We start from the raw sequence: 24,583 nt of genomic DNA, 5'->3' as shown, positions 1-24,583 counted from the left end.
GTGTGCTCAGCCCTTGGTGGCGCCGGCGGCGATGCCGGTGACCAGCGAGCGCTGGAGGAGCAGATAGACGATCAGGCTGGGGATGAGGGCGATGACCGCACCGGCCAGCACCACCCCGGAGCCGACCTCGGGGTCGGTGCGCAGGATGGACAGGGCGACGGTGACCGTGTAATCGGTGGGGTCCTTGGAGGCGATCAGGGGCAGCAGGTACTGGTCCCAGATCATGATGAAGCCGAGCACGCCGGCCACGCCGAGCGCGGGCTTGCACAGCGGCAGGACGACCTGCCAGAGCATGCGCAGCTCGCCGACGCCGTCGAGACGGGCCGCTTCCTCGATCTCGGTGGGGATGTCCTTCATGAACTCGGTCAGCATCATCACCGAGAAGCCCCAGGCGCCCAGCGGCAGGATGACGCCCCACACCGTGCCCTTGAGGTCCAGGTGGACCACCGGGACATCTCCGAGGACCAGCGACAGCGGGATCGCGATGACCTCCTCGGGGAGCATCAGCGTCATCATGAACAGCATCATGATCAGCGCCTGGCCGCGGAACCGGTGCCGGGCCAGCGCATACGCGGCGAGCGTGCACACCACCAGCTGGAGCAGCAGTCCGCCGCCCGCGATGACGAGGGAGTTGCCGAGGTAGTCCCAGATGCCGCGCTCGCCCGCCACCTTGAAGTTGAGCAGCGTGCCGTCGTGCGGCAGGAACGACAGCGAGGAGCCGCTGGGGTTGGTGCTGAAGGCACCCGAGAAGATGGTCAGGAACGGGGCGGCGAAGATGCCCAGGGCTATCGCGCAGAGCAGGATCCGCAGGGTCCAGGCCAGTCCCGGCTTGTCGTTCCAGCCGAGTGCGGTGTCGAAGCGGGCCGGCGTGGTGCGCTGGGGCTTGGAGGATCTCCGGGACGGTGGCTTCGCGGCGACCGGACGGACGGGCTCGATGACGGGGGCGCTCATCGCACGTCTCCCCTCTTGCGGAAGTGGTTGACCGTGACGGTGAGCAGCAGCGTCACGCAGAGCAGCACGACCGAGGCCGCGGAGGCGCCGCCGATGTCGTTGCGGGTGAAGCCGAGGGTGTAGGCGCGGGTCATCCAGACCTCGGTGGATCCGGCGGGGCCGCCGCCGGTGAGGACGTAGACCTCGGTGAACACGCGCAGTCCGCGGATCGCGGCGAGCGTGAGGACGATGCTGAGTGCGGGACGGATCGCGGGCAGGGTGACGTGGCGCAGCCGCTGCCAGAGCGAGACGCCGTCCATCGCCGCGGCCTCGTACAGCGTGCGGTCCACTCCGGCTAGGCCGGCGAGGATGATCACCATGTTGTACGGGGCCCAGATCCAGATGCCCATGACCATCGTCGAGTACAGGGCGAGGTTCGGGTCGTCGAGGTACTGAACGGGCCCGAGCCCGAGCAGATGGAGGCCGCTGTTGAGGAGGCCGTCGGAGGTCGGGTAGTACATCAGCCGCCACAGCTCACCGACGACCGCGGTCGCGGTGACGGCAGGCAGGAAGACCGCGGTACGGATGAACTTCAGTGAGCGTGCCTGGCCTTCGAGGAGCAGGGCGAGGACGAAGCCGAGGAGGATCGCGCCGAGCGACTGGCCGATGCCGAGGACCAGGGTGTGCCCGATGGCGTCCTGGAAGCGGTGGTCGCTCAGGACCCGGGTGTAGTTGTCGAGGCCGGTCCACTTGTCGCCGAGGAAGGGGCGTACGTCGTGGAAGCTGAGCCAGACGCCCTTGGCCATCGGCCAGAACTTGAAGACGAGGGCGAGCAGCAGACCCGGCGCCAGGAACAGCCACGGGATGACGGCCTTCTTGCTGATCGCGCCGAAGACTCTGCGCGCCGCGGGGGTGGTCACGGTAGCGGTCATTTCAACAGGTCCTGGTCCTTGAGGTCGCCGGCGAGGGTCTCGTTGAGCTCCCCCAGCTGGGAGCGCACATCACTGCCGCAGTAGGTGAAGACGGCGTTCAGGCTGTCGGCGGTGTCCTGTTTGATGGGGGCGAAGTCGGGTGCGTTGGGGAACTGCTGCGAGGCGTCCTCGTACGCCTTCTGCACCACGCTCCAGCGGGGGTCGTTGCGCACCTCGGCCGCGTCCAGCGTGGAGTTGACGGGGATGCGGACGACGGGCTGGTTCTTGCCGGTCATGGCGAGCTGCTGGCCCTGCGGCGAGATCAGGAACGCGGCCAGCGCCTGCTCCTGCTTCGTCTTGCCGGTCTTGGCGCCGAAGTAGATGTTCTCGCCGTCGGCCAGCACGTCGTCGCCGGCCGGGCCCGCGGGGGCCGGGACCACCTCGTACTTGTCCTTGCCGAGGGTCGTGTCGAAGGTGGCGATGTTGTAGGGGCCGGTGAGGTACATCCCGGCGTTGCCGTTCTGGAAGTTGGTGGCGGTGCCGGTGACCGCGGTGACGGCGCCGGGCTGGATGACAGCGTTGTCACCGCAGAAGAGGTTGTCCTTCATCCAGGTCACGGTGTTCACGGCGGCCGTCGAGTCCATGGCGGGGGTGTAGGTGCCCTTGCCGTCCGCCTTGATGATCTGGGCGCCGCCCTGCCAGAGGAAGCTGGCGCCCCACCAGGCGGCGTAGCCGTTCTGGGCGCTGCCGGGGACGACCATGCCGTAGGTGTCGGCCTTGCCGTCGCCGTCCGGGTCACGGGTGGCGAACGCCTTGGCGACGGTGAGGAGTTGCTGCCAGGTCGTGGGCGCCTTCAGGCCGAGCTTCTTGAGCCAGTCCGTGCGGATCATCAGGGTCTGTGCCTGGCGCGAGTACGGGATGCCGTAGTGCCTGCCGTCGATGCCGACGGTGGAGGACCAGGTCTTGTCGGTGATCTGGTCGCTGCCCGCGATGGAGGCGGGGGTGACGGGCTTGAGCAGGCCCTGGCTCTGGTAACTGCCCATCAGCGCCGTGTCGTTGATCATGACGTCCGGCAGGTCCTTGGTGGACGCGCGGCTCTGCAGCTGCTGGTCGAAGTTGATGACCGGCTGGTAGTCGATCTTTATGCCGGTCTTCTTGGTGAAGGCGGCGAAGACCCGCTCATAGGTGGCGGCCGGATCCGGGTTGCTGCGGGTCCACACCTCGAGCGTGTTCGGGTCTCCGCCGCCGGCGCTGTCGGAACCGGAGCCGCAGGCGGCCGTTCCGAACGCCAGCGCCGTGACGGCGAGCACGGCGGCCAGGCGGCGACTTCGTCGGCGATCGCCCATGAACATTCTCCGTTCATATCCGTGAACTGGCTTCACGAATCTAAATGATCGCCCAAGCTAAGAATCGTTACCGGGGTATGTCAAGACATGGATCGGAGATTTCACCGAGGTCACAACTTCCCCCACGGACCCACTCCACGGGCTACCGTTTCCGCACTCCCCCCAAGCAGCGGTTCGGACGGTTCGCCAGTGCAAGCAGCTCTCTCCCCGGTCATCGCGGCCACCGCCCAGTGGCTGACGTGCGCCTTCCCCGCCTCCGGCGGCGCCCTGGCCTCGGCCCTGTGCGAGGTGCAGGCCCGGCAGGCCGTCACGGTCGCGGCATGGCTGCGCCACCCCACGTCGATGGATGCCGCGCTGGTCGAGATGGCGGGACCCGGCGGTGCCGCACGACTCGACTGGATCACCGGCGCGGACCGGCACGACAGTGCCGACGGCGAGGCCTGGCGCACCTGGGTGGACGAGGTCGTCGCGAGCTGGGCCGCCTGTCTGCTGACCGACCCGGAACTGGCCCGCCTCGCCGTGGCCGCGGTGGGGGAGGGCGACCACACGGCCGGGACGCCCTTCGAGTTCCGGCGCCTGCTCGCCCCGGACGAGCACGACCGGCGGGCGGCGGCCCTGCTGCGCCACCCCGACCTGGTCGCGCCCGTGGCCGAGCTGCACCACGCCCGGCTCCTGGAGCGGCTGGGGTCGCCGGACCAGGCGCTCATCGCCTGAGAGCGTTCAGGACATGGGGCCCCGGCCCTGACCCGACCGGGCCACGCGGAACCCCACGTCGTCCACCCGGAACGTGGGATGACTGCGGCGCCGCACGGAGGCCCGGCAGCTCCAGTGCTCGTCGAACCAGCCACCGCCGCGCAGTACCCGGTAGCTGCCGTAGACCTCGGCGTCGTACACGTCCCAGCACCACTCCCACACGTTGCCGAGGGTGTCGTGCAGCCCCCACGCGTTGGGTCGTTTGCCGCCCACCTCGCGGATCCGCTCGTCCGAGTTGCCGCGGTACCACGCGATGTCGTCCAGAGGGCCGTAGCGCGGGCCGGTCGTCCCGGCGCGGCACGCGTGCTCCCACTCCGCCTCGGTCGGCAGCCGGTAGCCGTCGGCCGAGGCGTCCCAGTCGACGTGATCACCGCCGGAGGCGAGACGGTAGGCGGGCTTCAGCCCCTCGCGTTCGGACAGGGCGTTGCAGAAACCGACCGCGTCCCACCACGAGACGCCCTCGACCGGCAGCCGCTCCCCGTCGGCCGCGGTGGGACGCAGACCGGTGACCTGCTCGTACAGTGCCTGGGTGACGGGGTGCGCCGCGAGTCCGCAGGCCGCGACCTCGACCGCCCAACTGCGCTGCGTCCTGCGGTCCGACAGCGTGACCCGCCCGGCCGGGACGGTGATCATGTCCATGAGCGGGGGAGTCTATCGGCGCAGGCCCTGCAGCCCGACGACGAGATCGCGGGGCAGGCCGTGGGTGTCATGGAGGTAGTGGTAGTCCTCGTCGCCCAACTCCCCTTGGTACTGCGGGCGGGAGAGGATCCGCCGGCCCTGTTCCAGGAGCTTGCCGAAGCGGCGCTCCTCGTCCAGGAGCACCTTGAGGACCGGGGTGGTGTCGCCGGACAGGCGGAAGTGGTCCAGGGTGTGCTCGACGAGTTCCGGCGGCAGGTCGGACAGGGTGCGGGTGGGGTCGTGCTGCCAGAGGGTGGTGAGGACACGGCGGGCCAGGCGCCGCAGGACATAGCCGCGGCCCGTGTTGGACGGCCGGACGCCGTCGCCGATGACGACGATGCCGGACCGCAGATGGTCGCAGACCAGCCGTAGCGACGGCGTCCCGTCCAGGTCCCACAGCGGCGGAAGCAGACGCGTCCAGGGCTCGAACAGGTCGGTGTCGTAGACCGAGTCGTGGCCCTGGAGCACGGTCACGAGGCGTTCCAGACCCATGCCCGTGTCGATGGAGGGCTGCGACAGCGGGGAGAGGCTGCCGTCCTCGTGGCGGCGGTAGCGCATGCTGACGTGGTTCCAGACCTCGACCCAGCGCGGGTCGGTGGTGGGGGTGCCCTCCGGTGGGGTGTCGCCGGTCCAGAGGAAGATCTCTGAGTCGGGTCCGCACGGGCCGACGGGGCCGTTGGACCACCAGTTGTCCTCGCGGGTCTGTTCCACGGGCATCCCCAACTCCCCCCAGGTGCACAGGGATTCGGTGTCGGGGCCGACCTGGTCGTCCCCGCCGAAGACCGTGACGTACAACTGCCCGTCCGGGATGCCGAATCCGTCGTGCAGCAGCTCGTGTCCCCAGCGCAGGCTCTGCGAATGGCCGTAGTCGCCGAGCGACCAGGAGCCCAGCATCTCGAAGACCGTCAGATGCGTGGAGTCGCCGATCTCGTCGAGGTCGGTGGTGCGCAGACAGCGCTGGACGTTGACCAGGCGCCGGCCCCGAGGGTGCGGGCGGCCTTCCAGGTACGGGGTGAGGGGGTGCATGCCGGACGTGGTGAACAGCACCGGGTCCGACGGCGGCGGCAGCAGGGTGCTGCCGGTGATGAGGTGGTGTCCGCGCTCGACGTAGAAGTCCGTGAAGGTGCGCAGGATCCGGTCCGTGTTCATGGCGGTGTTCCTTCGGGTCGGGGGACCGGAAAGAACCGCGGGACAGAGAAGAAGAAGGCGCACTGCACCGGCGGTCCGTTTCCGGCCGCCGGGGGAGGGGTGAGGTCAGGCGTCGGCAGCCGGGGAGCTGGTCGCTCGCGCGGCTGCGGTGTGGGTGTGCTCGATGACCTCCATGGATCAACGGTAACCGGCGGTGCCGGGGACGTCCTCCGGTTTTCAGTCCGTCCCGCCCGGAGTGATCAGCCCGGTCTCGTACGCCAGGACGACCGCCTGGACCCGGTCGCGCAGATCCAGCTTCGACAGGATGCGGCCGACGTGGGTCTTGACCGTGGTCGGGCTGAGGAAGAGCCGGTCGGCGAGCTCGGCGTTGCTCAGACCCGTCGCCAGCAGCCGGAGCACCTCCATCTCGCGCGGTGTCAGGCCGGAGAGGTCACGGTGCAGGCCGGGAGCCGGACGGGCCTCCTCGCGGTGCGCGAAGCGCTCGATCAGCCGGCGGGTGATCGCCGGCGCGAGCAGCGCGTCCCCGGACTGCACCAGTCGTACGGAGGCCACCAGATGCTCCGGGGTGACGTCCTTGAGCAGGAAGCCGCTGGCGCCGGCGGTGAGCGCGGCGTACACGTAGTGGTCGAGGTCGTACGTGGTGAGGATGATGACCCGGGGGCCGTCCGCGCCCTCCTCCGTGAGAATGCGGCGCGTCGCCTCGATCCCGTCCATCCCCGGCATCCGGATGTCCATGAGGACCACGTCCGGCCGGGTGCGGCGGACCGCGTCGACCGCCTCCGCCCCGTCGGCGGCCTCGGCGGTGACCTCGATGCCGTCCGCGGCGAGGATCATCCCGAAGCCGGTCCGTACGAGGGCTTGGTCGTCGGCGATGACGGCGCGCAGCTCCGGCCCGCTCATGCCGTCCGCCACGGGATGAGGGCCCGGACGCGATAGCCGCCGGCGAGGGTCGGACCGGCGGTCAACTCGCCGCCGTAGACCGCGAGTCGCTCTCGCAGCCCGATCAGCCCCCGGCCGTTCCCCTCCGTCTGCGGGGCGTCACGGACGGCTCCGGTGTCGATGACCTCGATCTGGAGGACCTCCTCGGCGTAGCCGATCGCGACCGAGGCTTCCGCGCCCGGCGCGTGTTTGATCGTGTTGGTCAGCGCCTCCTGCACGACGCGGTACGCCGTCAGATCGATCCCTGGCGGCAACGGGTCGGGTGGGAGCGAGACCGCGACGCCCACCGGAGTCCCGGCGGCGCGCACCCGCACGATCAGCGCGTCGAGCTGCGCGAGGCCGGGCTGGGGTTCCAGGGCATCGGGCTGCTCCGCGTCCGGGGCGGCCAACAGGCCCATCACATGGCGCAGTTCGGCCATCGCGGCCCGGCCGCCCGCCTCGACCGCCAGCAGCGCTTCCTTCGACCGCTGCGGCGCCACGTCCATCACCTTGCGCGCCGCCCCCGCCTGAATGACCATCACGCTCACATTGTGGGTCACGACGTCGTGCAACTCGGCGGCTATGCGGGCCCGTTCCTCCTCCACGGCCCGGTGCATCGCCTCCTCCTGGTCCCGCTGGAACTGCGCGAGCCGCTCGCGGTCGGCCGACAGACGCCGTCGCCAGTAGCGGACGAGACCGGCCGTCACCCCCGCGATCAGCAGGACCACCGCAGGGCTCGACCACCCCGGCAGGATGGGCTCCGTCTCCCGGAAGGCGAAGCCGGCCAGCACCGCCGCGAAGACCATCGCCGCCGTCGCCACCGTCCGGTGCCGGCTGTGCATGACGGCGCTGTACGCGGCGATGACACAGGTCAGCACGTTGATCCAGGAGGCGTCGTCGCCGATGGCCAGCACCGCGGTCATCAGCACCGCGAACGCGGCGAGCGGGAACCTGCGCCGGACGGCAAGAGGCAGCGCCGACAGGACGATCAGCGGCCAGGGCGTGGAGTACTCCTCTTCCGGGATGAACCGCGGTTCCGGTGGCACGGGAGGAGAGGGCGCGTCCGGGGCCCCGTACCTCACGTTGCCCAGGCTGGCCGGCCCGTCGCCGGGATAGCGCGCCGCCACCAGCAGCGCGACCACGGTCAGCAGCACCGCCAGTACGACGTCGGCACTGAGCGCACGCCGCGACAGCGGGGTACGCCTCGGCTCCGGCCGCACGGCGGCACGCACCTGACGCAGCCAACGGTTCACGGTCTCCATCGGCACATTGTGGGGCCCGTGCCGACGCGGACGCGTCCGCCTGTGAGGCCGACGAACCGTCCTCGGGGCGTACTTCGCAGGGATGACCCCGCGATCGGGTCCTCCGCGGGAAGGGCCCCATGTCGGTGCCCCGGGCGACGCGGCGAACGAGCCCGCGCCCCTACCTTCGCTGAGCCTGAACCCCTTCGACGCGAGGACCGACTCCATGACTCATGTGATCGAACTGACGGGCGTGGCAAAGCGCTACGACAGTGCCGGCGCACCCGCGCTCGGACCGATCGACCTCGGTGTCGCCCAGGGCGAGGCCCTCGCCGTCACCGGCCCCTCCGGCAGCGGCAAGTCCACCCTGCTGAACCTCGTCGCGGGCCTCGACAAGCCCACCACGGGCACCGTGACCGTGGCCGGACAGCAGGTCGACCGGATGGGCGAGCACGCGCTGGCCCGGTTCCGCCGCGAACAGATCGGCATGGTCTTCCAGTTCTTCAACCTGCTCGACGATCTCACCGTCGCCGACAACATCCAGCTGCCCGCCCAGCTGACCGGCACCTCCCGGCGCAAGGCGGCCACCCGGGCCGGGGAGCTCATGGAGGTGCTGGGCATCCAGAAGCACGCCGGCGCCTACCCCGGCCGGCTCTCCGGCGGCGAGCGTCAACGGGTCGCGGTGGCCCGGGCGTTGGTCAACCGGCCGGCGCTGCTGCTCGCCGACGAGCCGACCGGCGCCCTGGACAGCGCCTCGGGCGCGGACGTCCGGGAGCTGCTGGTCGACCTGCACCGCGGCGGGCAGACCATCGTGCTCGTCACCCACGACCCGGCCCTCGCCGAGGCGTGCGCGAGCCGCACGATCCACCTGGTCGACGGCCACCTCGCCCTCGACACCCGGACGGAGGCCGTGCGATGAGCGCCCTCGGGCGGGTCGTACGGTCCGGGGTCGGCCGGCGCCGGGTGCAGACCGTGGTGATCGCCCTGGCCACGATGATGGCCGTGGCCTCGGCGGTGGTCGCCGGCTCGCTCATGGTCGCCACCAACGCCCCCTTCGACCGCGCCTTCTCCCGGCAGAACGGGGCCCATCTCACCGCGGAGTTCGACCCCGCCAAGGTGAGCACGGCCCAGCTGACGGCCACGGGCACGCTGGACGGCGTCGCCGGGACCGCGGGGCCCTACCCCTCCACGACGATCCACGGGGTGGACGACCAGGGGCGCAAGACACCGGCGATGACGCTGGTCGGCCGGTCCGACCCGGACAGCGACGTGGAGCGACTGGACCTCAAGTCGGGCCGGTGGCCGACGAAGACCGGTGAGATCGCACTCTCGGAGTCGTTCGAGGGCCCCGCCTTCAAGCTGGGCTCCACCCTCAAGACCTCGGACGCCGACAACAGCCCGACGCTCACCATCGTCGGATTCGCCCTGTCCGTCGGCAAGACCGCCGACGCCTGGGCGACCCCCGCCCAGGTGCAGGCACTCGGGTCGAAGGACACCCCGGCCACGAGCCAGATGCTCTACCGCTTCGACTCCGCCGGCACCAAGAGCCAGATCGCCGCCGACCGGAAGCAGCTCGCAGCCGCCGTGCCGTCCGGTGCGCTTCTCGGCAGCCAGTCCTACCTGGACACCAAGCGCGCCGCCGACCAGAACGCCGCCCCGACGATCCCGTTCCTCATCGCCTTCGGCGTGCTCGGCATCGTCATGTCGGTGATCATCGTCGGCAGCGTGATCAGCGGCGCGGTCGGGACCAGCCTGCGCAGGATCGGCATCCTCAAGGCCATCGGCTTCACTCCGCGCGAAGTCGTCCGCGCCTACGTCGCCCAGGCACTCCTCCCGGCCGGCGCCGGTATCGCGCTGGGTGTCGTCCTGGGCAACCTCATGGCTCTGCCGCTCCTGGAGGACACCGAGACGGTCTACGGCACGGTCTCGCTGACGGTCGCCTGGTGGGTGGACGTCCTGGTGGCTGCCGTCGCCCTGCTCGTCGTCGGGATCGCGGCGCTGGTCCCCGCGCTGCGGGCCGGACGGCTGCGGACCGTGGAGGCCATCGCCGTCGGCCGGGCACCCCGGACGGGACGCGGCCAGTGGGCACACCGGGCGGCGGGCCGGCTGCCGCTGCCCCGCGCGGTGACCTACGGTCTGGCGAGCCCCTTCGCCCACCCGGTCCGTACCCTCGCGATGCTCCTCGCCGTGGCCTTCGGCACGGTCGCGGCGACCTTCGCGCTGGGGCTGACCTCGTCACTGAACGAAGTGGCGGCGGCCGGGGACCCCGAGAGCCGCAACGACGTGAGCGTCTTCGCGGGCGGTCCCACCATCGCCAAGGGCGAACACGTCCCCGCACCGAACGCCCCCGCCCCCACACGGGCCGACCCGGCGAAGGTGAGCGCCGCCATCAAGGCACAGTCGGGCACCGCCCTGTACTACGGCGTGGCCCAGGAGGAAGCCACGGTGTCCGGAGTCTCCGGCACCGTCCGGGTCACCCTCTACGACGGTGACTCGAGCTCCGGCAGCTACGCCATGATCTCCGGCCACTGGATCACCGGCCCCGGCCAGGTCATCGTCTCCTCCCACTTCCTCGAGACCACCGGCACGGAGATCGGCGACACCGTGCGGGTGACCGCCGGCAAGGACACGGCCACCATGCGGATCGTGGGCGAAGCCTTCGACACCTCAGACGACACGCTGGAGATCCACGCGGACATCGCCGACTTCCCGGCCGTCGAGCCCACCGAGTTCCGGGTCGATGTGAAGGAGGGCGTCTCCCCGACCGAGTACGCCGAGGCACTCGCCGCGGCAGTAGAGCCTCTTGGGGCCGACGCCTTCGCCAACTCCGTCTCCGAGCAGGACAACCTCCTCATCGTCCTGAACGCGATGGCCGCGCTCCTGACCCTCATGCTCATCTCCGTGGCCGGACTCGGGGTCCTCAACTCCGTGGTCCTCGACACCCGCGAGCGCGTCCACGACCTGGGGGTGTGCAAGGCGCTCGGTATGACGCCGCGGCAGACCGTGAGCCTCGTGCTCGCCTCGGTGGCCGGGATCGGCATTCTCGGCGGACTCGTCGGGGTGCCGGCCGGATTCGCCCTGCACGGCTTCGTGCTGCCGGAGATGGCGGAGGCCGCGGGCACCGGGCTGCCGCCGTCGGTCCTGGAGGTGTACGACGCCCTCGAACTGGTCCTGCTGGGTCTGGCCGGGGTCGGCATCGCCGTACTGGGCGCGCTGCTTCCGGCGGGCTGGGCGGCCAAGGCCCGCACGGCGACGGCCTTGCGCACGGAGTAACCGCTCGCGCCATCAGCACAGTTTCATTACGAGAATTCCACATAAGTGCCCCCGCGGGTGATCATTGAGCACTCAACAGCACCATCCCTGGGGGGACCATGAGCCACGACAGCACACCGCCGCCCATGCCGGGCTACACTCCGCCGCCCGCGCCCGGCTATCTGCCGCCGCCGCAGCCGCCTCAGCGCCCGAACAGGACCACCACGGTCCTCGTCGCCGCCGCGGCCGCGGTGGTGGCCGCGGTCCTCGCCGCCGTCGTCACCGCGAGAGTCGGCGGCGACGGCGAGGCCGAGGCGGCACCGACCGTCACCGTCACCAGGACGGTCCCGGCCGACTCCGGTGACACGGTGGCGGACACCGACTCCGACGAGCCCACCGAGGAAGCGACCGCGGAGGAAGCGGGCGAGGACTCCTACGGGTTCGACGACACGATCGTCTACGACAACGACGTGGAGATCAGCCTGTCCAAGTTCTCCCGCGCGGTCTCCAGCGACTACGCGGCGCCCGAGAACACCCCGTACGCCAAGTTCACGATCAAGATCGTCAACCGGTCCGACAAGAAGGTCGACGCGAGCATGATGACGGTCAACTGCGCCTACGGCGACGAAGGCAAGGAGGGCGAGGCCATCTACGACGACGGACTCGACGGACTGCCCGACACCAGCATCCTCGCCGGCCGGTCCCTCTCCGTGCCCTGGGGATGCGAGCTTCCCAAGGGTGAGAACTTCCTCCAGATCGAGGTGGCACCCGACTACGAGTCGGAGACCTCCATCTTCACCGGTGAGGTGAAGAAGTAGCCGCCGCGTTTGCGTGCGACGCCGGGCCGACGGCAGGGTTCGGGGTGTGGCTACCTTGCTGATCGTGCATCACACCCCCTCGCCCAACTGCCAGGCGATGCTGGAAGCCGTCGTGTCCGGCGCCACGGCCCCGGAGATCGAGGACGTCCAGGTCGTCCGGCGGGCCGCACTGGCGGCCACCGCCTCCGACGTACTGGCCGCCGACGGCTATCTGCTGGGCACCCCGGCGAACCTCGGCTACATGTCCGGTGCCCTCAAGCACTTCTTCGACCAGGTCTACTACCCGTGCCTGGACGAGACGCGGGGCCGGCCCTTCGGCTACTACGTGCACGGCGGCAGCGACGTCACCGGAGCGGTGCGGGGCATCGAGTCGATCACCACGGGCCTCGGCTGGCGCCGGGCGGCGGACGCCGTGACGGTCACCGGAGAGCCCGCCAAGTCCGACACCGAGGTCTGCTGGGAGCTGGGCGCGACCCTGGCCGCCGGGCTCATGGGCTGACCCTCAGCTCTTGACCGCCTCCGCGATCCGCAGGGCGGCCTCGGCGGGCGTGATGTGCGTGGTGCCGACGACCTCGGCCTCGGCGTGCAGCCACGTGCGGGCGGCCTGGTCGGCGTGGAGGACGAAGTGCCGTACCGGGATGGCGTGTCGGGCGAGGCCCGTGCTGATCTCGCGTCAGTACTGCTCGACCAGGACGGTCATGGGGATCACCAGAGTGCCGCCGGTGTAGTCGAGGAGGGGTGGCAGGCGGTCTCGACGCCGAGCGGCCGCCACGGCGACCAGTCGTCTTGCCCGCGCCGTGGGTGCCGTTGAGCCATACGATCATGGGGTCCCACGCTAGCGCCGCGGCGGACGAGGGCGGGGCCGGTCATCGAGATCAGGTGTCACCGCGCGGCCGTAGCCCTCGGCGAACTGGTGCGCCAATTTGAGCTCCAGGTCACAGGTGGACGGTCACCCGTGGTGAGCGCGGGAGGTTCTCGTTGACCCCGGCACAACTACGGGCCTTCTCGGCGACCGTGCGCCTCGGGTCGGTGAAGGCCGCCGTGGCCGGTCTGGCGGTGAGCGAGGCGGCGATCTCGATGCACATCGCGCATCTGCGCCGGGAACTCGGCGACCGCCTCTTCACCCGCATGTCCGGCCAACTCGTCTTCACCCCCGGCGGCTTACGGCTGGCCAGCCGCGCCGCCGAACTCCTGGGACTCCAGGACCGCACGATCCTGGAGGTACGCCGGGCAGGCTCCGGCCGCCGCCAGTTACGCATCGCCGCGTCCAGCCTCTTCGCCGAGCATGCCGCGCCCGGGCTGATCGAACTGTTCGCCCGCCGTGCCGACGATCTGGACGTCGAGCTGAGCGTCCACGACCCCCAGCGCTTCGGCACGCTCCTGACGACCGAAGCCGCCGCGGAACTACGCCGCCTCGTCACCACACCCCGCGCCACCCAGGCGATGCTGCGGGGAGCAGGGGAGCAGGGGAGCAGGGGAGCAGGGGAGCAGGGGAGCAGGGGAGCAGGGGAGCAGGGGTGACGGCGGGGCGGTTCCGGCCGGCGATCCATGTGACGTTGTGGAGTTAGAGGCCCAGGGCATCGGCGAAGGAGGAGAAGGCAGGAGCCACTTCCCGCCAGGCGCACTGCCGGGGGTTCGTCCAGAAGTCGCTGCCCACGACACGGGGATCGGCGGGGTCGGTCCGGTAGTCCAGCGCGAGGGCCACGTCGTCACCGGCCCTGCGGTTGACCGCGATGAGCAGCGCCTGTTCGATGTCCAGCCAGGGCAGTTCCACGGGAGCCGGCCGGGTGCTGCCGCGTACCTGGCGGAAGAGTTCGTAGGACACCGGATCGTCGGCGAACAGGTCCATCGGCCGAGACTCCCGCTCCATCTCCTTCGTGCTCTTCAAGAAGTCGAGCGGGTCCTCGAACCACGGGATCAGTCGCGCCAGCTCCGCATCGCCGGGATGCTGCCACCGGCCCTCCCGCAGCAGCGTGATCAAGCGCGCGGGCAGGGCATGTCCACGCACCTCCGTCTGTTCCATGGCGCACACAGTGTCACGGGCACCGGAGCCCCCGACGGCCGGTCCCTCGGCGTGCGATCTCGCCCGGGACGCGCGACAGTTCGGCGAAGCTGCCGGCCGGCAGCAGCAGGTCGACGTACGGCAGGGCCGCTGTCATCGTCGTGGTGCGAGGGGTGAATCCGGGTAGTCCCGCGCGCGGGTTGAGCCAGATCACCAGGTGCGCGCGGCGCCGCAGCCGGGCCCTCGGCGGCGAGGCGTTGCGGAGGGTCCCCGTCCCAGCCGTCGGAGGCGACGAGGACGACCGCGCCGCGAAGGCCGCCGTGTCCGGCCCGTTGGGCGCTCGGCGCCGACGGGTGTCAACGGCTGGTTAACCGTTCACTTAAGTCGCCCACGAAGCCCGGAATGGCATGCTGGACCGCATGGGCGATCACGCACACCACGACTCGGTACGCCGCAGCTACGACACCGTGGCGGAGGAGTACGCGACCCGCCTCCACGCGGAACTCGACCACAAGCCCCTGGACAAGGCGTTGCTCGCCGCCTTGCTGGAACAGACCGAACCGGGCACCACGATCGGCGACCTGGGCTGCGGGCCCGGACACGTGGCGGCCTGGCTCGCCGAGAAGGGTGCGCACACGGTCGGGATCGACCTGTCCCCGGGCATGCTCGTGGCGGGCGGGCGCCGCTTCCCGCAGGTGGAGTTCCGCGAGGGCGATCTACTGGAACTGCCCGCGAAAGAGGCCGAGTTCGGTGCGGTGGTCGCCTTTTACACGATCATCCACCTCGACCCCGATGAACTTCACCGCGCCTTCGAGGAGATGGCACGCGTCCTGCGTCCTTCGGGCCTCGCCCTCCTCTCCTTCCACATCGGCGAGGAGATCCGGCACCTGGACGAGTGGTGGGGGCACAAGGTGGACGTCGACTTCCGCTTCCTCGACCCGACGCGCATCGCCGAGCAGCTGGAGACGGCTGGATTCGCCGTGGAGATGAGCCTGCAACGCACGTACTACGCCCACGAGGTGGAGACCCGCCGCGCCTACGTCCTGGCCCACCGCTCCTGACACGTCACGACGGGCTGGTAGTACCCGGTGGTCTCCGGCGCGTGCCAGACGATGTCGGCGAAGCCCGCCTCGGTCATGAGGTGCGTCAACTGCGGGCGGGACAGGGCCCAGTAGGTGGTCCGGCGTCGTCGGACCGTCCAGTCGTCCCCGGCGGGGATGAGCTGGAAGTGCTCCAGGTCGTAGCGCTCGCCGTCCTCGTGCCAGTGCCACAGCTGGAGCGTGATCACCCGGCCGTCGGGGGTCTGGCTGACCTGGGGTGGTGTCGAGAGGGGTCTGGTCCGGCGGATCTCGTCGTAGTCCCGCAGGGTGAGCACCAGCAGTCCGCCGTCGCGCAGCACCCTCCGCATGCTGCCGAGCGCCGCTGCGACGTCCGGTGCGGAGAGCAGATGCGGGAGCGAGTTGTCGGCGCAGACGACGACGTCGAAGACGGAGGAAGCGAACGGCAGCCGGCGCATGTCCCCGGCTGCCGTCGCAAGCCCGACGCCCCGCGCGGCCGCCTCGGTCCCGGCGCGGGCGGCGGCACGCGGACTGAGGTCGCTGCCGACGACCCGGTGACCGGCTCGGGCCAGCCCGATCGCCTGCGTGCCGATCCCGCAGGAACAGTCCAGGACGCGCCGCGGCCCCGCTCCCAGCCGGTGCTCGACGAGCGCGTCGAGCGCCGCCGCCTGGCGCGCCATGCTCGCATCCCAGTCGGGGAACATCAGGTGGTAGTCGGCGGCCAGGTCGTCGTAGAACGCCCTGGGTGAGGACCCGCTCGCTGCGCTGCTCAGTTCAGTACCGCTTCCCAGGTGTCGACGGCGAAATGAAGCGTCAATCCGTTACGTCCGTACAGCTCGGGAGCGCCGGTGGCGTTGGCCGTGTCGACGCCCAGCCCCACCGTATCCCGCCCCCGCCCGGCGAACGCGGCGAAGGCATGCCGCAGCAGCAGTGCGCCCAGACCCCGGCCACGGGCCTCGCGCAGCACTCCGATGCTGCGGATCCATCCCATAGCCTCCCGGTCGTCCCGGGAGATCAGGAACCCGGCGTCCCCCGACTCCTCTGTGCTGACGATCCAGACCAGCGACCAGTCGAGGAGTTCGGCGTCGACGTCGTGCAGCCACTGCTCGTACGTGCGCGGCTGGAAGTCGAAGTGCTCGGCGAAACCGGCCTGGTAGAGCCGGTGGACGCGCTCACGGTCGGCATCCGTCGTGCACGGGCGTATCCGTACCCCGGCGGGCGGCTCTGGGGCGAGGTCGCGCGCCGGGTCCAGGGGGCGTCGCAGCACGTGGTAGCGGCGTACGACCTGCCAGCCCCGCGCCTTGATCAGCGCTGTGTCGAGCGTGGGCTCGGTGTTGAGATGCAGATGGACCACGGCCTTCGCCGCGCCGTTGGCCCGGGCCTTGTCGAGGGCCCTGGTCTGCATCGGGTCCAGGAGCAGTTCGCCGGCCGGCTGGTGGTCGGGAAGCACGTAGTGGTCGATGTCGACGCGCTCGTCCCCGGAGTCGTCCCACAGCAGCCCGTACGCCACCAGCAGGTCCCCGTCGAAGGCCAGCCAGGAGTCGCGCTCCAGGTCGATGTCGGGCCGCTTGAGATCCGCCTCGACGGTGTGCAGGTCGGTCTCGCGCCGGCCGATCTCGATCTCGTCGACGGTGTTGAGCAGTTCGGTGATCGCGGGGGCGTCGGCGAGCAGGGCCGGGCGCAGGACGTAGGACATGAGGGCCAGAGTGCTGGGGGGCGGGGGAGCGTGCAACGGAATTTCGCGCGGCGGGCGCCGCATGCGCTCTGTCCGGTTGCTCGTTTGTCCCCATTCTCCGGTGTGTCGGGAACAAGACACCCGGTAACGTCGCCGTTCTCAGACCGGCTCGTGTTCGGGGGAAGCGCATGGACTACTACGACCTCGGCACTCACGGCCGTACCGTGACGACCTCGTCCCCCGAGGCCCAGCTGTGGTTCGACCGCGGTCTCGTGTGGACGTACGCCTTCCACCACGAGGAAGCCGTCGCCTGCTTCGAGGCCGCCGTCCAGGCCGACCCCGACTGTGCCATGGCGTACTGGGGCATCGCGTACGCGCTCGGGCCCAACTACAACAAGCCGTGGGAGTTCTTCGACGGAGAGGACCTCGTACGGACCGTCGAGCGCACCCACGCCGCGGTGGAACTGGCGCACGAGAAGGCGCAGGCCGGTGCCACGCCCGTCGAGCGGGCCCTGATCGGCGCGCTGCGCGCCCGCTACCCTCAGGCGAAGGCCGTCGAGGACTGCTCCGTGTGGAACGCGCCGTACGCCGACGCCATGCGCGCCGTCCACGAACTCGCTCCCGACGACCTGGACATCGCCACCCTGTACGCCGACGCCCTGATGAACCTGACGCCTTGGCAGCTGTGGAACCTCAGGAGCGGTGAGCCGGAGGAAGGATCCCGCACCCTGGAGGCCAAGGCGGTGCTCGACCGCGTGCTCGCGACGGACGCCGGCGCACACCATCCAGGAGTGCTGCACCTCTATATCCACCTGATGGAGATGTCCCCGACGCCCGAGGCCGCGCTGCCCGTCGCCGACCGGCTGCGCGGACTGGTCCCCGACGCCGGTCATCTGCAGCACATGCCCACGCACCTGGATGTGCTGTGCGGCGACTACCGGCGGGTCGTGTCGGACAACAGCGCCGCGATCGTCGCCGACGAGAAGTTCCACGCCCGGGCCGGAGCCATGAACTTCTACACCCTGTACCGGTCGCACAACTACCACTTCAAGATCTACGGCGCGATGTTCCTCGGCCAGTCCCGGACCGCCCTGGACACCGCCGCCCAGCTGGAGGCCTCCGTCCCGGAGGAACTGCTGCGCGTGCAGAGCCCGCCCATGGCCGACTGGCTGGAGGGCTTCCTCGCCATGCGGGTGCATGTGCTGATCCGCTTCGGCCGCTGGGCCGACATCCTCCAACTGCCCCTGCCCGCCGATCCGGAGCTGTACAGCGTGACGACCGCGATGCTGCACTACGCCCGTGGCGTCGCCCTGTCCGCCACCGGCCGGATCGCCGAGGCCGAGGCCGAGCGCGTCGTGTTCCACGAGGCGGTGGCCCGGGTGCCGGAGACGCGCATGCTGTTCAACAACACCTGCGCCGACGTCCTCGCCATCGCCTCCGCGATGCTCGACGGTGAACTCGACTACCGCAAGGGCGACTTCGACGCCGCGTTCGCCGCGCTGGAGCGGTCCATCGACCTCGACGACAACCTCCCCTACGACGAGCCGTGGGGGTGGATGCAGCCCACCCGGCACGCCTACGGCGCCCTGCTCCTGGAACAGGGACGTGTCGCGGAGGCCGAGGCGGTCTACCGCGCCGACCTCGGGCTCGACGACACCCTGCCGCGCGCGGTGCAGCACCCGAACAACGTGTGGGCCCTGCACGGGTTCCACGAGTGCCTCGTGCGGCTCGGCAAGCTGGGCGAAGCGCGGATCGTGGCGCAGCAGCTGAAGATCGCCGTCGCGCTGGCGGACGTACCGATCGAGGCGTCGTGCTTCTGCCGCCTCGACACCGGTTGCTGCTCCTGATCACGGGGTGAAGAGCCGCAGTTGGAGGGCCGAGCGTGCTGTAGTACCCCACCGGCTCGAAACATGGGTCTTCCATTGAGCGTTTGCCTGTCGACAGATGGACAGGCATGGCCGGAAGGGATTGCAGGGGATGTTGATAGTGTCGACACCGTTGAATCGGCTTTGAGCCGACGCAGGCAGGGAGAGTCGTCGCATGACCGATCAGGACACGCACCTGGTGCTGGAGCGTCTGCTGCGGTTGCGGGACCGGCGTGAGCCGCTGGTCGCGCAGATCGCCGAATGGGTCGGCGGGGGCATCATCGAGGGGCGCCTCGAACCGGGGCAGGACCTCAACAGCGTCGAGCTGTCCCGCCGGTTCGACACCAGCCGTACGCCCGTCCGCGAGGCGCTGATGCTCCTCGAGCAGGAGGGCCTGGTCGAGATGAAGGCCCGCCGCAGGCCCCGGGTCGCCGCGCCCTCCCTCCAGGACATCCGGGACATCTACCAGGTCAGGCGACAGCTCCTGGCGATGCTCGCGGGCCTGCTGGTCCAGCGGGCCACCGACGCCGAACTGGCGGAGCTGCGGGGCCGGGTGGAACGTATGCGCAAGGTCGCCGACTCCGGGGACGTGGACGCCTACTTCTGGGCCCACGTCCAGCTCCAGGAGCGCATGACCGAGGTCGTCGGCAACGCCACCCTGAAGCAGATCCTGGACTCGCTCGCGCTGCGCACCCTGATGCTGCGCCACCTCGGCCTGACCCGTGCCGGGCGCCTCGCCTACAGCATCGACGACCAGGAACGCCTGTTGCAGGCCTGCGAGGAGCGGGACGGGGAGCTGGCGTCGGCGCTGATCGCGGGGGCGACCGCCCGGGCGCTGCGGGCGGTGGAGGAGCAGCTGGAGCAGGACGCGGCCCGCAGCCGCAAGCCCGCGCGGAAGCGGGGTGCGGCCGCCTCCTGAGGAACGTCGCCTGGGTGGTGGTCACTTGGCGAGCCGCGGCTCGCCCTCCATTCCTAGTGTCGACACTGTGGCGTGGTCAAGGGTGAGGGTGTTCGTCATTCCCGATGGTGTCGACAGTCGGAGCGTATTGCAGCCGTGTATGCGCTTTCTATTGACGTGTACTTGGCATAGTGGCTACATGGGAGCGCTCCCATCCCCCTCTTCCGAGCCTGAGTTTCTTGGCGCTCACTCCCTGGAGTCGCAGTGAGAAGAACAAGAAGCACGACAAGAAAGAGCCTCTTGGCGCGCCTGGTGACCGTCCTCCTCGGACTCGTCGTCGTAGGCGCCCTGTGCCCGGCCGCGGCCCTGGCCCAGGCCGAACCACCGGGCACCCAGGCCACCGGCCTGCACATCAGCAACGGCAGGCTGGTCGAAGGCAACGGCAACGACTTCGTGATGCGCGGCGTCAACCACGCCCACACCTGGTACCCGAACGAGACGCAGTCCCTGGCCGACGTGAAGGCGCTCGGCGCCAACACCGTCCGCGTCGTCCTCGCCGACGGTCACCGCTGGACCGCGAACAGCGCCGCGGACGTTGCCAACGTTGTCAGCCAGTGCAAGGCCAACAAGCTCATCTGCGTCCTGGAGGTGCACGACACCACCGGATACGGCGAGGAGGCCGCGGCCGGCACCCTCGACCAGGCGGCCGACTACTGGATCGGCCTCAAGAACGTGCTCGCCGGCGAAGAGAACTACATCATCATCAACATCGGCAACGAGCCCTGGGGCAACACCGATCCCGCCGGCTGGACCGCCCCCACCACCGCCGCGATCAAGAAGCTGCGCGCCGCCGGCTTCGAGCACACGATCATGGTGGACGCGCCCAACTGGGGCCAGGACTGGCAGGGCGTCATGCGCGCCAACGCCCAGTCCGTGTACGCCGCAGACACCACCGGCAACCTGATCTTCTCGATCCACATGTACAGCGTCTTCGACACGGCGGCGGAGATCACCGACTACCTCAACGCCTTCGTCACCGCCAAACTCCCTCTCGTCATCGGCGAGTTCGGCGGCCCTGCCGACCAGTGGGGCGATCCGGACGAGGACACCATGCTGGCCACCGCCGAGCAGCTCGACCTCGGCTATCTCGCCTGGTCCTGGAGCGGCAACACCGACCCGATCCTCGACCTGTCGATCGGCTTCGACCCCAGCCAGTTGAGCGCCTGGGGCCAGCGCATCTTCAACGGCGTCAACGGCATCGCCCAGACGTCGAAGGAAGCCACCGTCTTCGGCGGCAGCAACCCGGGCGACACTCAGGCGCCGACGGCCCCCGGCACCCCCACCGCCTCCGCGGTGACCGCAACCTCCACGACCCTGTCCTGGACCGCCTCGACCGACAACGTGGGCGTCGCCGGCTACGACGTCGTGCGGGTGAGCGGCAGCACGGAGACGAAGGTCGCCGCCTCCACCACCAACTCCGTCACGGTCTCGGGCCTCACGGCCGAGACGGCGTACAGCTTCGCCGTCTACGCCCGTGACGCGGCCGGCAACCGCTCGTCCCGTTCGGCCACGGTGAACGTGACGACGGACGACACACCCGCCGGCACCTGCTCCGTCGGCTATCGCGTCGTCGGGGAGTGGCAGGGCGGATTCCAGGGCGAGATCACCATCCGCAACACCGGGACGGCCGTCGTCAACGGCTGGACCCTCGGCTTCTCCTTCGCCAACGGTCAGACCGTCTCCAACATGTGGGGAGGCACCCCCACCCAGACCGGCGCCGCGGTGAGCGTCAGCCCCGCGTCCTACACCTCCACCATCCCCGCCGCCGGCTCGGTCACCGTCGGCTTCATCGGCACCAAGGGTGCGACCAACGCGGCCCCGACCGCGTTCACCCTCAGCGGGAGCACCTGCACGACCGCCTGACCGGACACCTGGCCGACCGGCGGGGGCGCTGCCCTCGCCGGTCGACGTGTGCGGTGACCCGGGTGCGTCAGTGGTGGTGCCCCTGTCGGCCGAGGGTCTCCACGGGGGCCGCGCCGGGGCGGGTCCACTGCGCCACGGGGCGACCGGTCGGGCCCCAGGTGGGGTTCCCGTCGGCGTCCGAGCGCCAGGACCAGCAAGGGCCGCGCCCCTCGGGCCATCCCTCCGGGTTGTCCTCCCAGGCCTCGCCGCGGCCGTACGGCGTCATGTCGAGCAGGCCCAGGGCGGTGCTGGCCCGCTCGTTGCCACGGCCCGTCGTGGAGTAGGTGAGGAACACACGGTCGCCGTCGCGCAGGAAACTGGTGAGGTACCCCATGTCCCCGCCGGCCGGCCCGTCCACGTCCCGCACCGAGTACCAGGGCTGGGTGTACCCCATGAACTCGACGTAGGAGGCCACCTCGTCCCACGGTCCCGTGGTCAGGATCGCGAACGAGACGTCGCGGGCGTTGAGGTACACGGCGTCCTGCAGATGCCAGGCCGTGGTGGTGCAGCCCTCGCACTGACCCTGGTGCGGCGCGCCGTCGTACCACATGTGCTTGTAGACCACGAGCTCGTCGCGCCCCTGGAACAGCTCGAGGAACGGGACCGGCCCGTCGGCGCCCACGACCTCGACCGCCCCGTCGAACTCGACCATCGGCAGCCGCCGTCGGGCCGCGGCGATCGCGTCCCCCTCACGGGTGTGCGCCTTTTCGCGGACCAGCAACTCCTCACGCGCCGCCTCCCAGGTCTTGAGGTCGACGATTGGTGGCTTCCCGGGGAGGTTGCTGCTCGTGTTGCCGGGCGTGGTCGTCATGGTGTCCTCCGTGGTGTCTAGTCCCGGGCAGCGTCGTACGACGTCTCTCGACGCTCACCGGAACAGACTCGCGACGGGGCCGGAACTCATCGCGACGGGGAGTCCGGACGTGTCCCGGTGACGATCGCTCTGGTGAAGCCGCTGCTCATTGCCGCCGCGAACCGGTCCAGTGACTTCAGGAGCCGACTGCCGCGCTCACCCCGCCGCCACCTCGCCCCCCGTCTCTCCCGCCCACCGCGCACTCCACGCGGTCAGCGGACTCAGGGCCTCGACGAGATCCTCACCGAGCGGGGTGAGGCGATACGCGTCGTCGTGCAGGGCGAGGAGACGGGCCTCGGTCAGTTCGCCGAGGCGGGTGCTGAGCACGCTGGAGGACATGCGCTCGCACCGCCGCTGAAGCTCGCGGAAGCCCGCGGGGCTCTGGTGCAGCTCCCAGAGGATGCGCAGTGCCCAGCGTCGGCCGAGCAGATCCAGTGCCGCCATGACGGGGCGGCCCGACGTGGACCCGCGTACCGGCACACCTGGCCGCGGCGTCGCGGACTCCGTGTCTGACCCCATGCCCCACTCCTTGTGCTTCGGTTTTGAAAGCAGCATACTGATTCGAAAATCGAAGCAGGAGGGTGCCGTATGCCGCGCATAGAACCGCTCCACCCGCCCTACCCCGCCGCCATCGACCAGTCACTGCGCCGCTGGATGCCCCCGGACGCGCCGCACGAGCCGCTCACCCTGTTCCGTGTCCTGCACCGCAACCCGGAACTGACCTCCCGGATGTTCGTCCTGGGCTCCGGACTCCTCGGCCACGGGCTGCTCCCCGCGACGGACCGCGAGATCGTCATCGCCCGCGTCACCGCACGCGCCGGCTGCGCCTACGAGTGGGGCGTGCACGCCGCCTCCCTGGCCCGGCAGGCGGGACTGACCGAGGAGCAGATCCGGGCGACCACGGAGACCGACCCCACCGCGAAGACCTCCTGGCCGCCGCGCCACGCCGCGCTGCTCGCCGCCGTCGACGAACTGCACGACACCGCGCGCCTCTCACAGCCCGCCTGGGACGCCCTGCGCGTCCACTACGAGGACGCCCAACTCCTCGAGTTCCTCGTGCTGACCGGCTGGTACCGCACGATCAGCCACCTGGCCAACGGACTTGAACTGGAGGAGGAGGCCTGGGGCACCCCGTTCCCGGCCACGCCCGTCAGTCGGCCCGGCGAGTGAACCGCTCCACCGCCTCCCACAACTCGGCTTCGCGCTCGGGGTCGTACGACTCCGGCGACGAGCGCGCGACACGACCGCGATCGACGTACTCCCCGCTCGATGCCGGCGTCTCGCCGAGCGCCGCGTCGGCCAGGTGCCGCCCCGCCTCGCCGAGGCCGGTCGCGAACGGTGTGAGGGTCGCCGCCGGCAGGATCCGTCGCATCGCGAACCGGGCGAAGGCGCCCGCGTTAATGAACCCATGCCAGACCCCCGGCCCGACTTCGCCACCCTCCTGCACACCTGGCGTGACCGCCTCTCCCCGGCCGACGCCGGGTTCACCGCGACACCCGGCCGCCGAGCGCCGGGACTGCGCCGCGAGGAACTGGCGCAACTGGCCGGCCTCTCCGTCGACTACCTCCTGCGCCTGGAGCAGGGACGTGCCAGAAACCCCTCGCCACAGATCGTCGGCGCCCTCGCACGCGCCCTGCAGCTCTCGCGCACCGGGCGCGACCAGCTCTACCGCGGCGCCGGGCTGCTGCCACCGCAGGACGGGACGGTCTCCGGCCATGTGCCGCCGGGCGTCCAACGGCTCGCCGCGCGCCTCGGGGACGTACCGATCGGTGTGTTCGCGGCCGACTGGACGCTGGTGTGGTGGAACGTGATGTGGAGCGCCCTGCACGGCGACCCCGCCGCCGTCGCACCCGCCGAACGCAACCTCGCCCGCGCCCTGTTCGGCGACGGCCCGGGCCACGCCGCCCTGCGCCCGATCCTCTCCGCGGGGGCCCGGAGGCCTTCGCGGCCTCGATCGTCGGCGATCTCAAGGACGCGGCGTCCCGCTACCCCGCGGACACCGAACTTGCCACCCTGGTAGGGGAACTGCGAGCGCGGTCCGCCGTCTTCGCCCACCTCTGGGCCACCGCCACCGCGACCCCGCACGCCTCCGAACAGAAGACGGTCCGCCATCCGGAGGTCGGCGACATCCTGCTCGACTGCGACGTCCTCCTCGTTCCCGGTGCCGACCTGCGCGTGGTCACCTACACTGCGGCCACCGGCACGAGTGACGCGGGCAGACTGGACCTGCTGCGTGCCCTGGGCATGACGGGCGTCTCCGGCATCTGAGCCGTCGAG

Annotated in this window: 26 protein-coding genes and 2 pseudogenes; 13 read left to right on the top strand and 15 right to left on the bottom strand. The window is 70.5% G+C overall.

Going from position 1 to position 24,583, the window contains the following annotated elements:
• Positions 1 to 6: 6 nt before the first annotated feature.
• Genes OHU89_RS05420 through OHU89_RS05410 form a run of 3 tightly spaced genes read right to left on the bottom strand, consistent with a single transcriptional unit; the run spans position 7 to position 3,187 of the window.
• A complete protein-coding gene (locus OHU89_RS05420) occupies positions 7 to 951 on the bottom strand; it encodes a carbohydrate ABC transporter permease (protein ID WP_405640291.1) in 945 nt (314 codons plus the stop codon).
• Positions 948 to 1,862 (bottom strand): carbohydrate ABC transporter permease, encoded by a 915-nt coding sequence (locus OHU89_RS05415; RefSeq protein WP_267016603.1) that lies wholly within the window; start codon positions 1,860 to 1,862, stop codon positions 948 to 950. Before OHU89_RS05415 ends, OHU89_RS05420 begins: the two co-directional genes overlap by 4 nt.
• A complete protein-coding gene (locus OHU89_RS05410; RefSeq protein ID WP_405640288.1) occupies positions 1,859 to 3,187 on the bottom strand; it encodes an ABC transporter substrate-binding protein in 1,329 nt (442 codons plus the stop codon). The genes OHU89_RS05415 and OHU89_RS05410 overlap by 4 nt, the downstream gene beginning before the upstream one ends.
• Before the next feature lie 189 nt (positions 3,188 to 3,376).
• On the opposite strand from OHU89_RS05410, the gene OHU89_RS05405 reads away from it, so the two are divergent.
• Positions 3,377 to 3,901, top strand: a complete 525-nt coding sequence (locus OHU89_RS05405; protein ID WP_405640286.1) for a hypothetical protein — start codon at positions 3,377 to 3,379, stop codon at positions 3,899 to 3,901.
• Positions 3,902 to 3,907: 6 nt separating this feature from the next.
• Here the strand turns inward: OHU89_RS05405 and OHU89_RS05400 are convergent, their stop codons facing one another.
• The 4 genes from OHU89_RS05400 to OHU89_RS05385 form a co-directional block, all read right to left on the bottom strand.
• Positions 3,908 to 4,573: a formylglycine-generating enzyme family protein gene (locus OHU89_RS05400; RefSeq protein WP_405654320.1), complete on the bottom strand. Its 666-nt coding sequence runs from the start codon at positions 4,571 to 4,573 to the stop codon at positions 3,908 to 3,910.
• A gap of 18 nt (positions 4,574 to 4,591) precedes the next feature.
• Complete coding sequence (locus OHU89_RS05395) at positions 4,592 to 5,767, bottom strand: alanine--tRNA ligase-related protein (RefSeq protein WP_405640284.1); 1,176 nt, start codon at positions 5,765 to 5,767, stop codon at positions 4,592 to 4,594.
• Between the two features lie 216 nt (positions 5,768 to 5,983).
• Positions 5,984 to 6,667, bottom strand: a complete 684-nt coding sequence (locus tag OHU89_RS05390) for a response regulator (RefSeq protein WP_405654318.1) — start codon at positions 6,665 to 6,667, stop codon at positions 5,984 to 5,986.
• Positions 6,664 to 7,947 carry a sensor histidine kinase gene (locus OHU89_RS05385; RefSeq protein WP_405640282.1) on the bottom strand — a complete coding sequence of 428 codons (1,284 nt, stop codon included), beginning with the start codon at positions 7,945 to 7,947 and terminating at the stop codon, positions 6,664 to 6,666. Before OHU89_RS05385 ends, OHU89_RS05390 begins: the two co-directional genes overlap by 4 nt.
• 205 nt (positions 7,948 to 8,152) lie before the next feature.
• Here OHU89_RS05385 and OHU89_RS05380 point away from each other — a divergent pair, with 205 nt between their 5' ends.
• From OHU89_RS05380 to OHU89_RS05365, 4 genes are all read left to right on the top strand, one after another.
• The gene (locus OHU89_RS05380; protein WP_405640280.1) at positions 8,153 to 8,845 is read left to right on the top strand and encodes an ABC transporter ATP-binding protein; all 693 of its coding nucleotides are present in this window, start codon (positions 8,153 to 8,155) and stop codon (positions 8,843 to 8,845) included.
• Positions 8,842 to 11,199, top strand: a complete 2,358-nt coding sequence (locus tag OHU89_RS05375) for an ABC transporter permease (protein ID WP_405640278.1) — start codon at positions 8,842 to 8,844, stop codon at positions 11,197 to 11,199. Before OHU89_RS05380 ends, OHU89_RS05375 begins: the two co-directional genes overlap by 4 nt.
• Before the next feature lie 98 nt (positions 11,200 to 11,297).
• Positions 11,298 to 11,996 (top strand): hypothetical protein, encoded by a 699-nt coding sequence (locus OHU89_RS05370; RefSeq protein ID WP_266897115.1) that lies wholly within the window; start codon positions 11,298 to 11,300, stop codon positions 11,994 to 11,996.
• A gap of 46 nt (positions 11,997 to 12,042) precedes the next feature.
• Entirely contained in the window at positions 12,043 to 12,495 is a 453-nt protein-coding gene (locus tag OHU89_RS05365; RefSeq protein WP_405640276.1) for a flavodoxin family protein, read from the top strand.
• 3 nt (positions 12,496 to 12,498) lie between these two features.
• Here OHU89_RS05365 and OHU89_RS05360 read toward each other — a convergent pair.
• Positions 12,499 to 12,820, bottom strand: a pseudogene (locus tag OHU89_RS05360) (hypothetical protein).
• A gap of 154 nt (positions 12,821 to 12,974) precedes the next feature.
• Here OHU89_RS05360 and OHU89_RS05355 point away from each other — a divergent pair.
• Entirely contained in the window at positions 12,975 to 13,517 is a 543-nt protein-coding gene (locus tag OHU89_RS05355) for a LysR family transcriptional regulator (RefSeq protein WP_405640274.1), read from the top strand.
• Positions 13,518 to 13,560: 43 nt separating this feature from the next.
• Here the strand turns inward: OHU89_RS05355 and OHU89_RS05350 are convergent, their stop codons facing one another.
• Positions 13,561 to 14,019, bottom strand: coding sequence for a hypothetical protein (locus OHU89_RS05350; RefSeq protein WP_405640272.1), 459 nt, complete (start codon positions 14,017 to 14,019; stop codon positions 13,561 to 13,563).
• Between the two features lie 13 nt (positions 14,020 to 14,032).
• Positions 14,033 to 14,212 carry a hypothetical protein gene (locus tag OHU89_RS05345; RefSeq protein WP_405640271.1) on the bottom strand — a complete coding sequence of 60 codons (180 nt, stop codon included), beginning with the start codon at positions 14,210 to 14,212 and terminating at the stop codon, positions 14,033 to 14,035.
• Between the two features lie 205 nt (positions 14,213 to 14,417).
• On the opposite strand from OHU89_RS05345, the gene OHU89_RS05340 reads away from it, so the two are divergent.
• The gene (locus OHU89_RS05340) at positions 14,418 to 15,059 is read left to right on the top strand and encodes a class I SAM-dependent methyltransferase (RefSeq protein WP_405640270.1); all 642 of its coding nucleotides are present in this window, start codon (positions 14,418 to 14,420) and stop codon (positions 15,057 to 15,059) included.
• Here OHU89_RS05340 and OHU89_RS05335 read toward each other — a convergent pair.
• Together OHU89_RS05335 and OHU89_RS05330 are read right to left on the bottom strand one after the other, a co-directional pair.
• Positions 15,035 to 15,760, bottom strand: coding sequence for a class I SAM-dependent methyltransferase (locus tag OHU89_RS05335; protein ID WP_405640268.1), 726 nt, complete (start codon positions 15,758 to 15,760; stop codon positions 15,035 to 15,037). The two genes, OHU89_RS05340 and OHU89_RS05335, sit on opposite strands and share 25 nt — an antisense overlap.
• Positions 15,761 to 15,825: 65 nt before the next feature.
• A complete protein-coding gene (locus OHU89_RS05330; protein ID WP_405640266.1) occupies positions 15,826 to 16,752 on the bottom strand; it encodes a GNAT family N-acetyltransferase in 927 nt (308 codons plus the stop codon).
• Positions 16,753 to 16,919: 167 nt separating this feature from the next.
• Here OHU89_RS05330 and OHU89_RS05325 point away from each other — a divergent pair, with 167 nt between their 5' ends.
• From OHU89_RS05325 to OHU89_RS05315, 3 genes are all read left to right on the top strand, one after another.
• Positions 16,920 to 18,578, top strand: a complete 1,659-nt coding sequence (locus OHU89_RS05325) for a hypothetical protein (protein ID WP_405640264.1) — start codon at positions 16,920 to 16,922, stop codon at positions 18,576 to 18,578.
• Between the two features lie 193 nt (positions 18,579 to 18,771).
• Entirely contained in the window at positions 18,772 to 19,515 is a 744-nt protein-coding gene (locus tag OHU89_RS05320; RefSeq protein ID WP_405640262.1) for a GntR family transcriptional regulator, read from the top strand.
• A 243-nt stretch (positions 19,516 to 19,758) separates the two neighbouring features.
• A complete protein-coding gene (locus tag OHU89_RS05315) occupies positions 19,759 to 21,417 on the top strand; it encodes a cellulase family glycosylhydrolase (protein WP_405640260.1) in 1,659 nt (552 codons plus the stop codon).
• Between the two features lie 67 nt (positions 21,418 to 21,484).
• On the opposite strand, the gene OHU89_RS05310 is transcribed toward OHU89_RS05315, so the two are convergent.
• Positions 21,485 to 22,267 (bottom strand): DUF899 family protein, encoded by a 783-nt coding sequence (locus tag OHU89_RS05310; RefSeq protein ID WP_405640258.1) that lies wholly within the window; start codon positions 22,265 to 22,267, stop codon positions 21,485 to 21,487.
• 195 nt (positions 22,268 to 22,462) lie between these two features.
• The gene (locus OHU89_RS05305) at positions 22,463 to 22,825 is read right to left on the bottom strand and encodes a winged helix-turn-helix transcriptional regulator (protein ID WP_405640256.1); all 363 of its coding nucleotides are present in this window, start codon (positions 22,823 to 22,825) and stop codon (positions 22,463 to 22,465) included.
• A gap of 69 nt (positions 22,826 to 22,894) precedes the next feature.
• Here OHU89_RS05305 and OHU89_RS05300 point away from each other — a divergent pair, with 69 nt between their 5' ends.
• Positions 22,895 to 23,476, top strand: coding sequence for a carboxymuconolactone decarboxylase family protein (locus OHU89_RS05300; RefSeq protein ID WP_405640254.1), 582 nt, complete (start codon positions 22,895 to 22,897; stop codon positions 23,474 to 23,476).
• On the opposite strand, the gene OHU89_RS05295 is transcribed toward OHU89_RS05300, so the two are convergent.
• On the bottom strand, positions 23,457 to 23,678 hold the full coding sequence (locus tag OHU89_RS05295) for a hypothetical protein (protein WP_405640252.1): 222 nt from the start codon (positions 23,676 to 23,678) through the stop codon (positions 23,457 to 23,459). The two genes, OHU89_RS05300 and OHU89_RS05295, sit on opposite strands and share 20 nt — an antisense overlap.
• A 36-nt stretch (positions 23,679 to 23,714) precedes the next feature.
• Here OHU89_RS05295 and OHU89_RS05290 point away from each other — a divergent pair, with 36 nt between their 5' ends.
• Positions 23,715 to 24,326 carry a helix-turn-helix domain-containing protein gene (locus OHU89_RS05290; RefSeq protein WP_405640250.1) on the top strand — a complete coding sequence of 204 codons (612 nt, stop codon included), beginning with the start codon at positions 23,715 to 23,717 and terminating at the stop codon, positions 24,324 to 24,326.
• Positions 24,260 to 24,478: pseudogene (locus OHU89_RS05285) on the top strand (transcriptional regulator); the annotation flags it as partial. The gene OHU89_RS05290 and the pseudogene OHU89_RS05285, both read left to right, overlap by 67 nt.
• Positions 24,479 to 24,583: the final 105 nt, after the last annotated feature.

Origin of the sequence: Streptomyces sp. NBC_00019, assembly GCF_045041015.1 — a bacterium.
GTDB lineage: Bacteria > Actinomycetota > Actinomycetes > Streptomycetales > Streptomycetaceae > Streptomyces.
The sequence above is the reverse complement of the archived record's forward strand: the minus strand, read 5'-3'. Positions and strand labels throughout refer to the sequence as shown.

Bases quoted from the DNA above. Each gene is read 5' to 3' on its own strand.
- OHU89_RS05420 (WP_405640291.1), bottom strand. From the start codon at position 951: ATGAGCGCCCCCGTCATCGAGCCCGTCCGTCCGGTCGCCGCGAAGCCA.
- OHU89_RS05415 (WP_267016603.1), bottom strand. From the start codon at position 1,862: ATGACCGCTACCGTGACCACCCCCGCGGCGCGCAGAGTCTTCGGCGCG.
- OHU89_RS05410 (WP_405640288.1), bottom strand. From the start codon at position 3,187: ATGGGCGATCGCCGACGAAGTCGCCGCCTGGCCGCCGTGCTCGCCGTC.
- OHU89_RS05400 (WP_405654320.1), bottom strand. From the start codon at position 4,573: ATGATCACCGTCCCGGCCGGGCGGGTCACGCTGTCGGACCGCAGGACG.
- OHU89_RS05395 (WP_405640284.1), bottom strand. From the start codon at position 5,767: ATGAACACGGACCGGATCCTGCGCACCTTCACGGACTTCTACGTCGAG.
- OHU89_RS05390 (WP_405654318.1), bottom strand. From the start codon at position 6,667: ATGAGCGGGCCGGAGCTGCGCGCCGTCATCGCCGACGACCAAGCCCTC.
- OHU89_RS05385 (WP_405640282.1), bottom strand. From the start codon at position 7,947: ATGGAGACCGTGAACCGTTGGCTGCGTCAGGTGCGTGCCGCCGTGCGG.
- OHU89_RS05380 (WP_405640280.1), top strand. From the start codon at position 8,153: ATGACTCATGTGATCGAACTGACGGGCGTGGCAAAGCGCTACGACAGT.
- OHU89_RS05375 (WP_405640278.1), top strand. From the start codon at position 8,842: ATGAGCGCCCTCGGGCGGGTCGTACGGTCCGGGGTCGGCCGGCGCCGG.
- OHU89_RS05370 (WP_266897115.1), top strand. From the start codon at position 11,298: ATGAGCCACGACAGCACACCGCCGCCCATGCCGGGCTACACTCCGCCG.
- OHU89_RS05350 (WP_405640272.1), bottom strand. From the start codon at position 14,019: ATGGAACAGACGGAGGTGCGTGGACATGCCCTGCCCGCGCGCTTGATC.
- OHU89_RS05340 (WP_405640270.1), top strand. From the start codon at position 14,418: ATGGGCGATCACGCACACCACGACTCGGTACGCCGCAGCTACGACACC.
- OHU89_RS05335 (WP_405640268.1), bottom strand. From the start codon at position 15,760: ATGTTCCCCGACTGGGATGCGAGCATGGCGCGCCAGGCGGCGGCGCTC.
- OHU89_RS05330 (WP_405640266.1), bottom strand. From the start codon at position 16,752: ATGTCCTACGTCCTGCGCCCGGCCCTGCTCGCCGACGCCCCCGCGATC.
- OHU89_RS05325 (WP_405640264.1), top strand. From the start codon at position 16,920: ATGGACTACTACGACCTCGGCACTCACGGCCGTACCGTGACGACCTCG.
- OHU89_RS05320 (WP_405640262.1), top strand. From the start codon at position 18,772: ATGACCGATCAGGACACGCACCTGGTGCTGGAGCGTCTGCTGCGGTTG.
- OHU89_RS05310 (WP_405640258.1), bottom strand. From the start codon at position 22,267: ATGACGACCACGCCCGGCAACACGAGCAGCAACCTCCCCGGGAAGCCA.
- OHU89_RS05305 (WP_405640256.1), bottom strand. From the start codon at position 22,825: ATGGGGTCAGACACGGAGTCCGCGACGCCGCGGCCAGGTGTGCCGGTA.
- OHU89_RS05300 (WP_405640254.1), top strand. From the start codon at position 22,895: ATGCCGCGCATAGAACCGCTCCACCCGCCCTACCCCGCCGCCATCGAC.
- OHU89_RS05295 (WP_405640252.1), bottom strand. From the start codon at position 23,678: ATGCGACGGATCCTGCCGGCGGCGACCCTCACACCGTTCGCGACCGGC.
- OHU89_RS05290 (WP_405640250.1), top strand. From the start codon at position 23,715: ATGCCAGACCCCCGGCCCGACTTCGCCACCCTCCTGCACACCTGGCGT.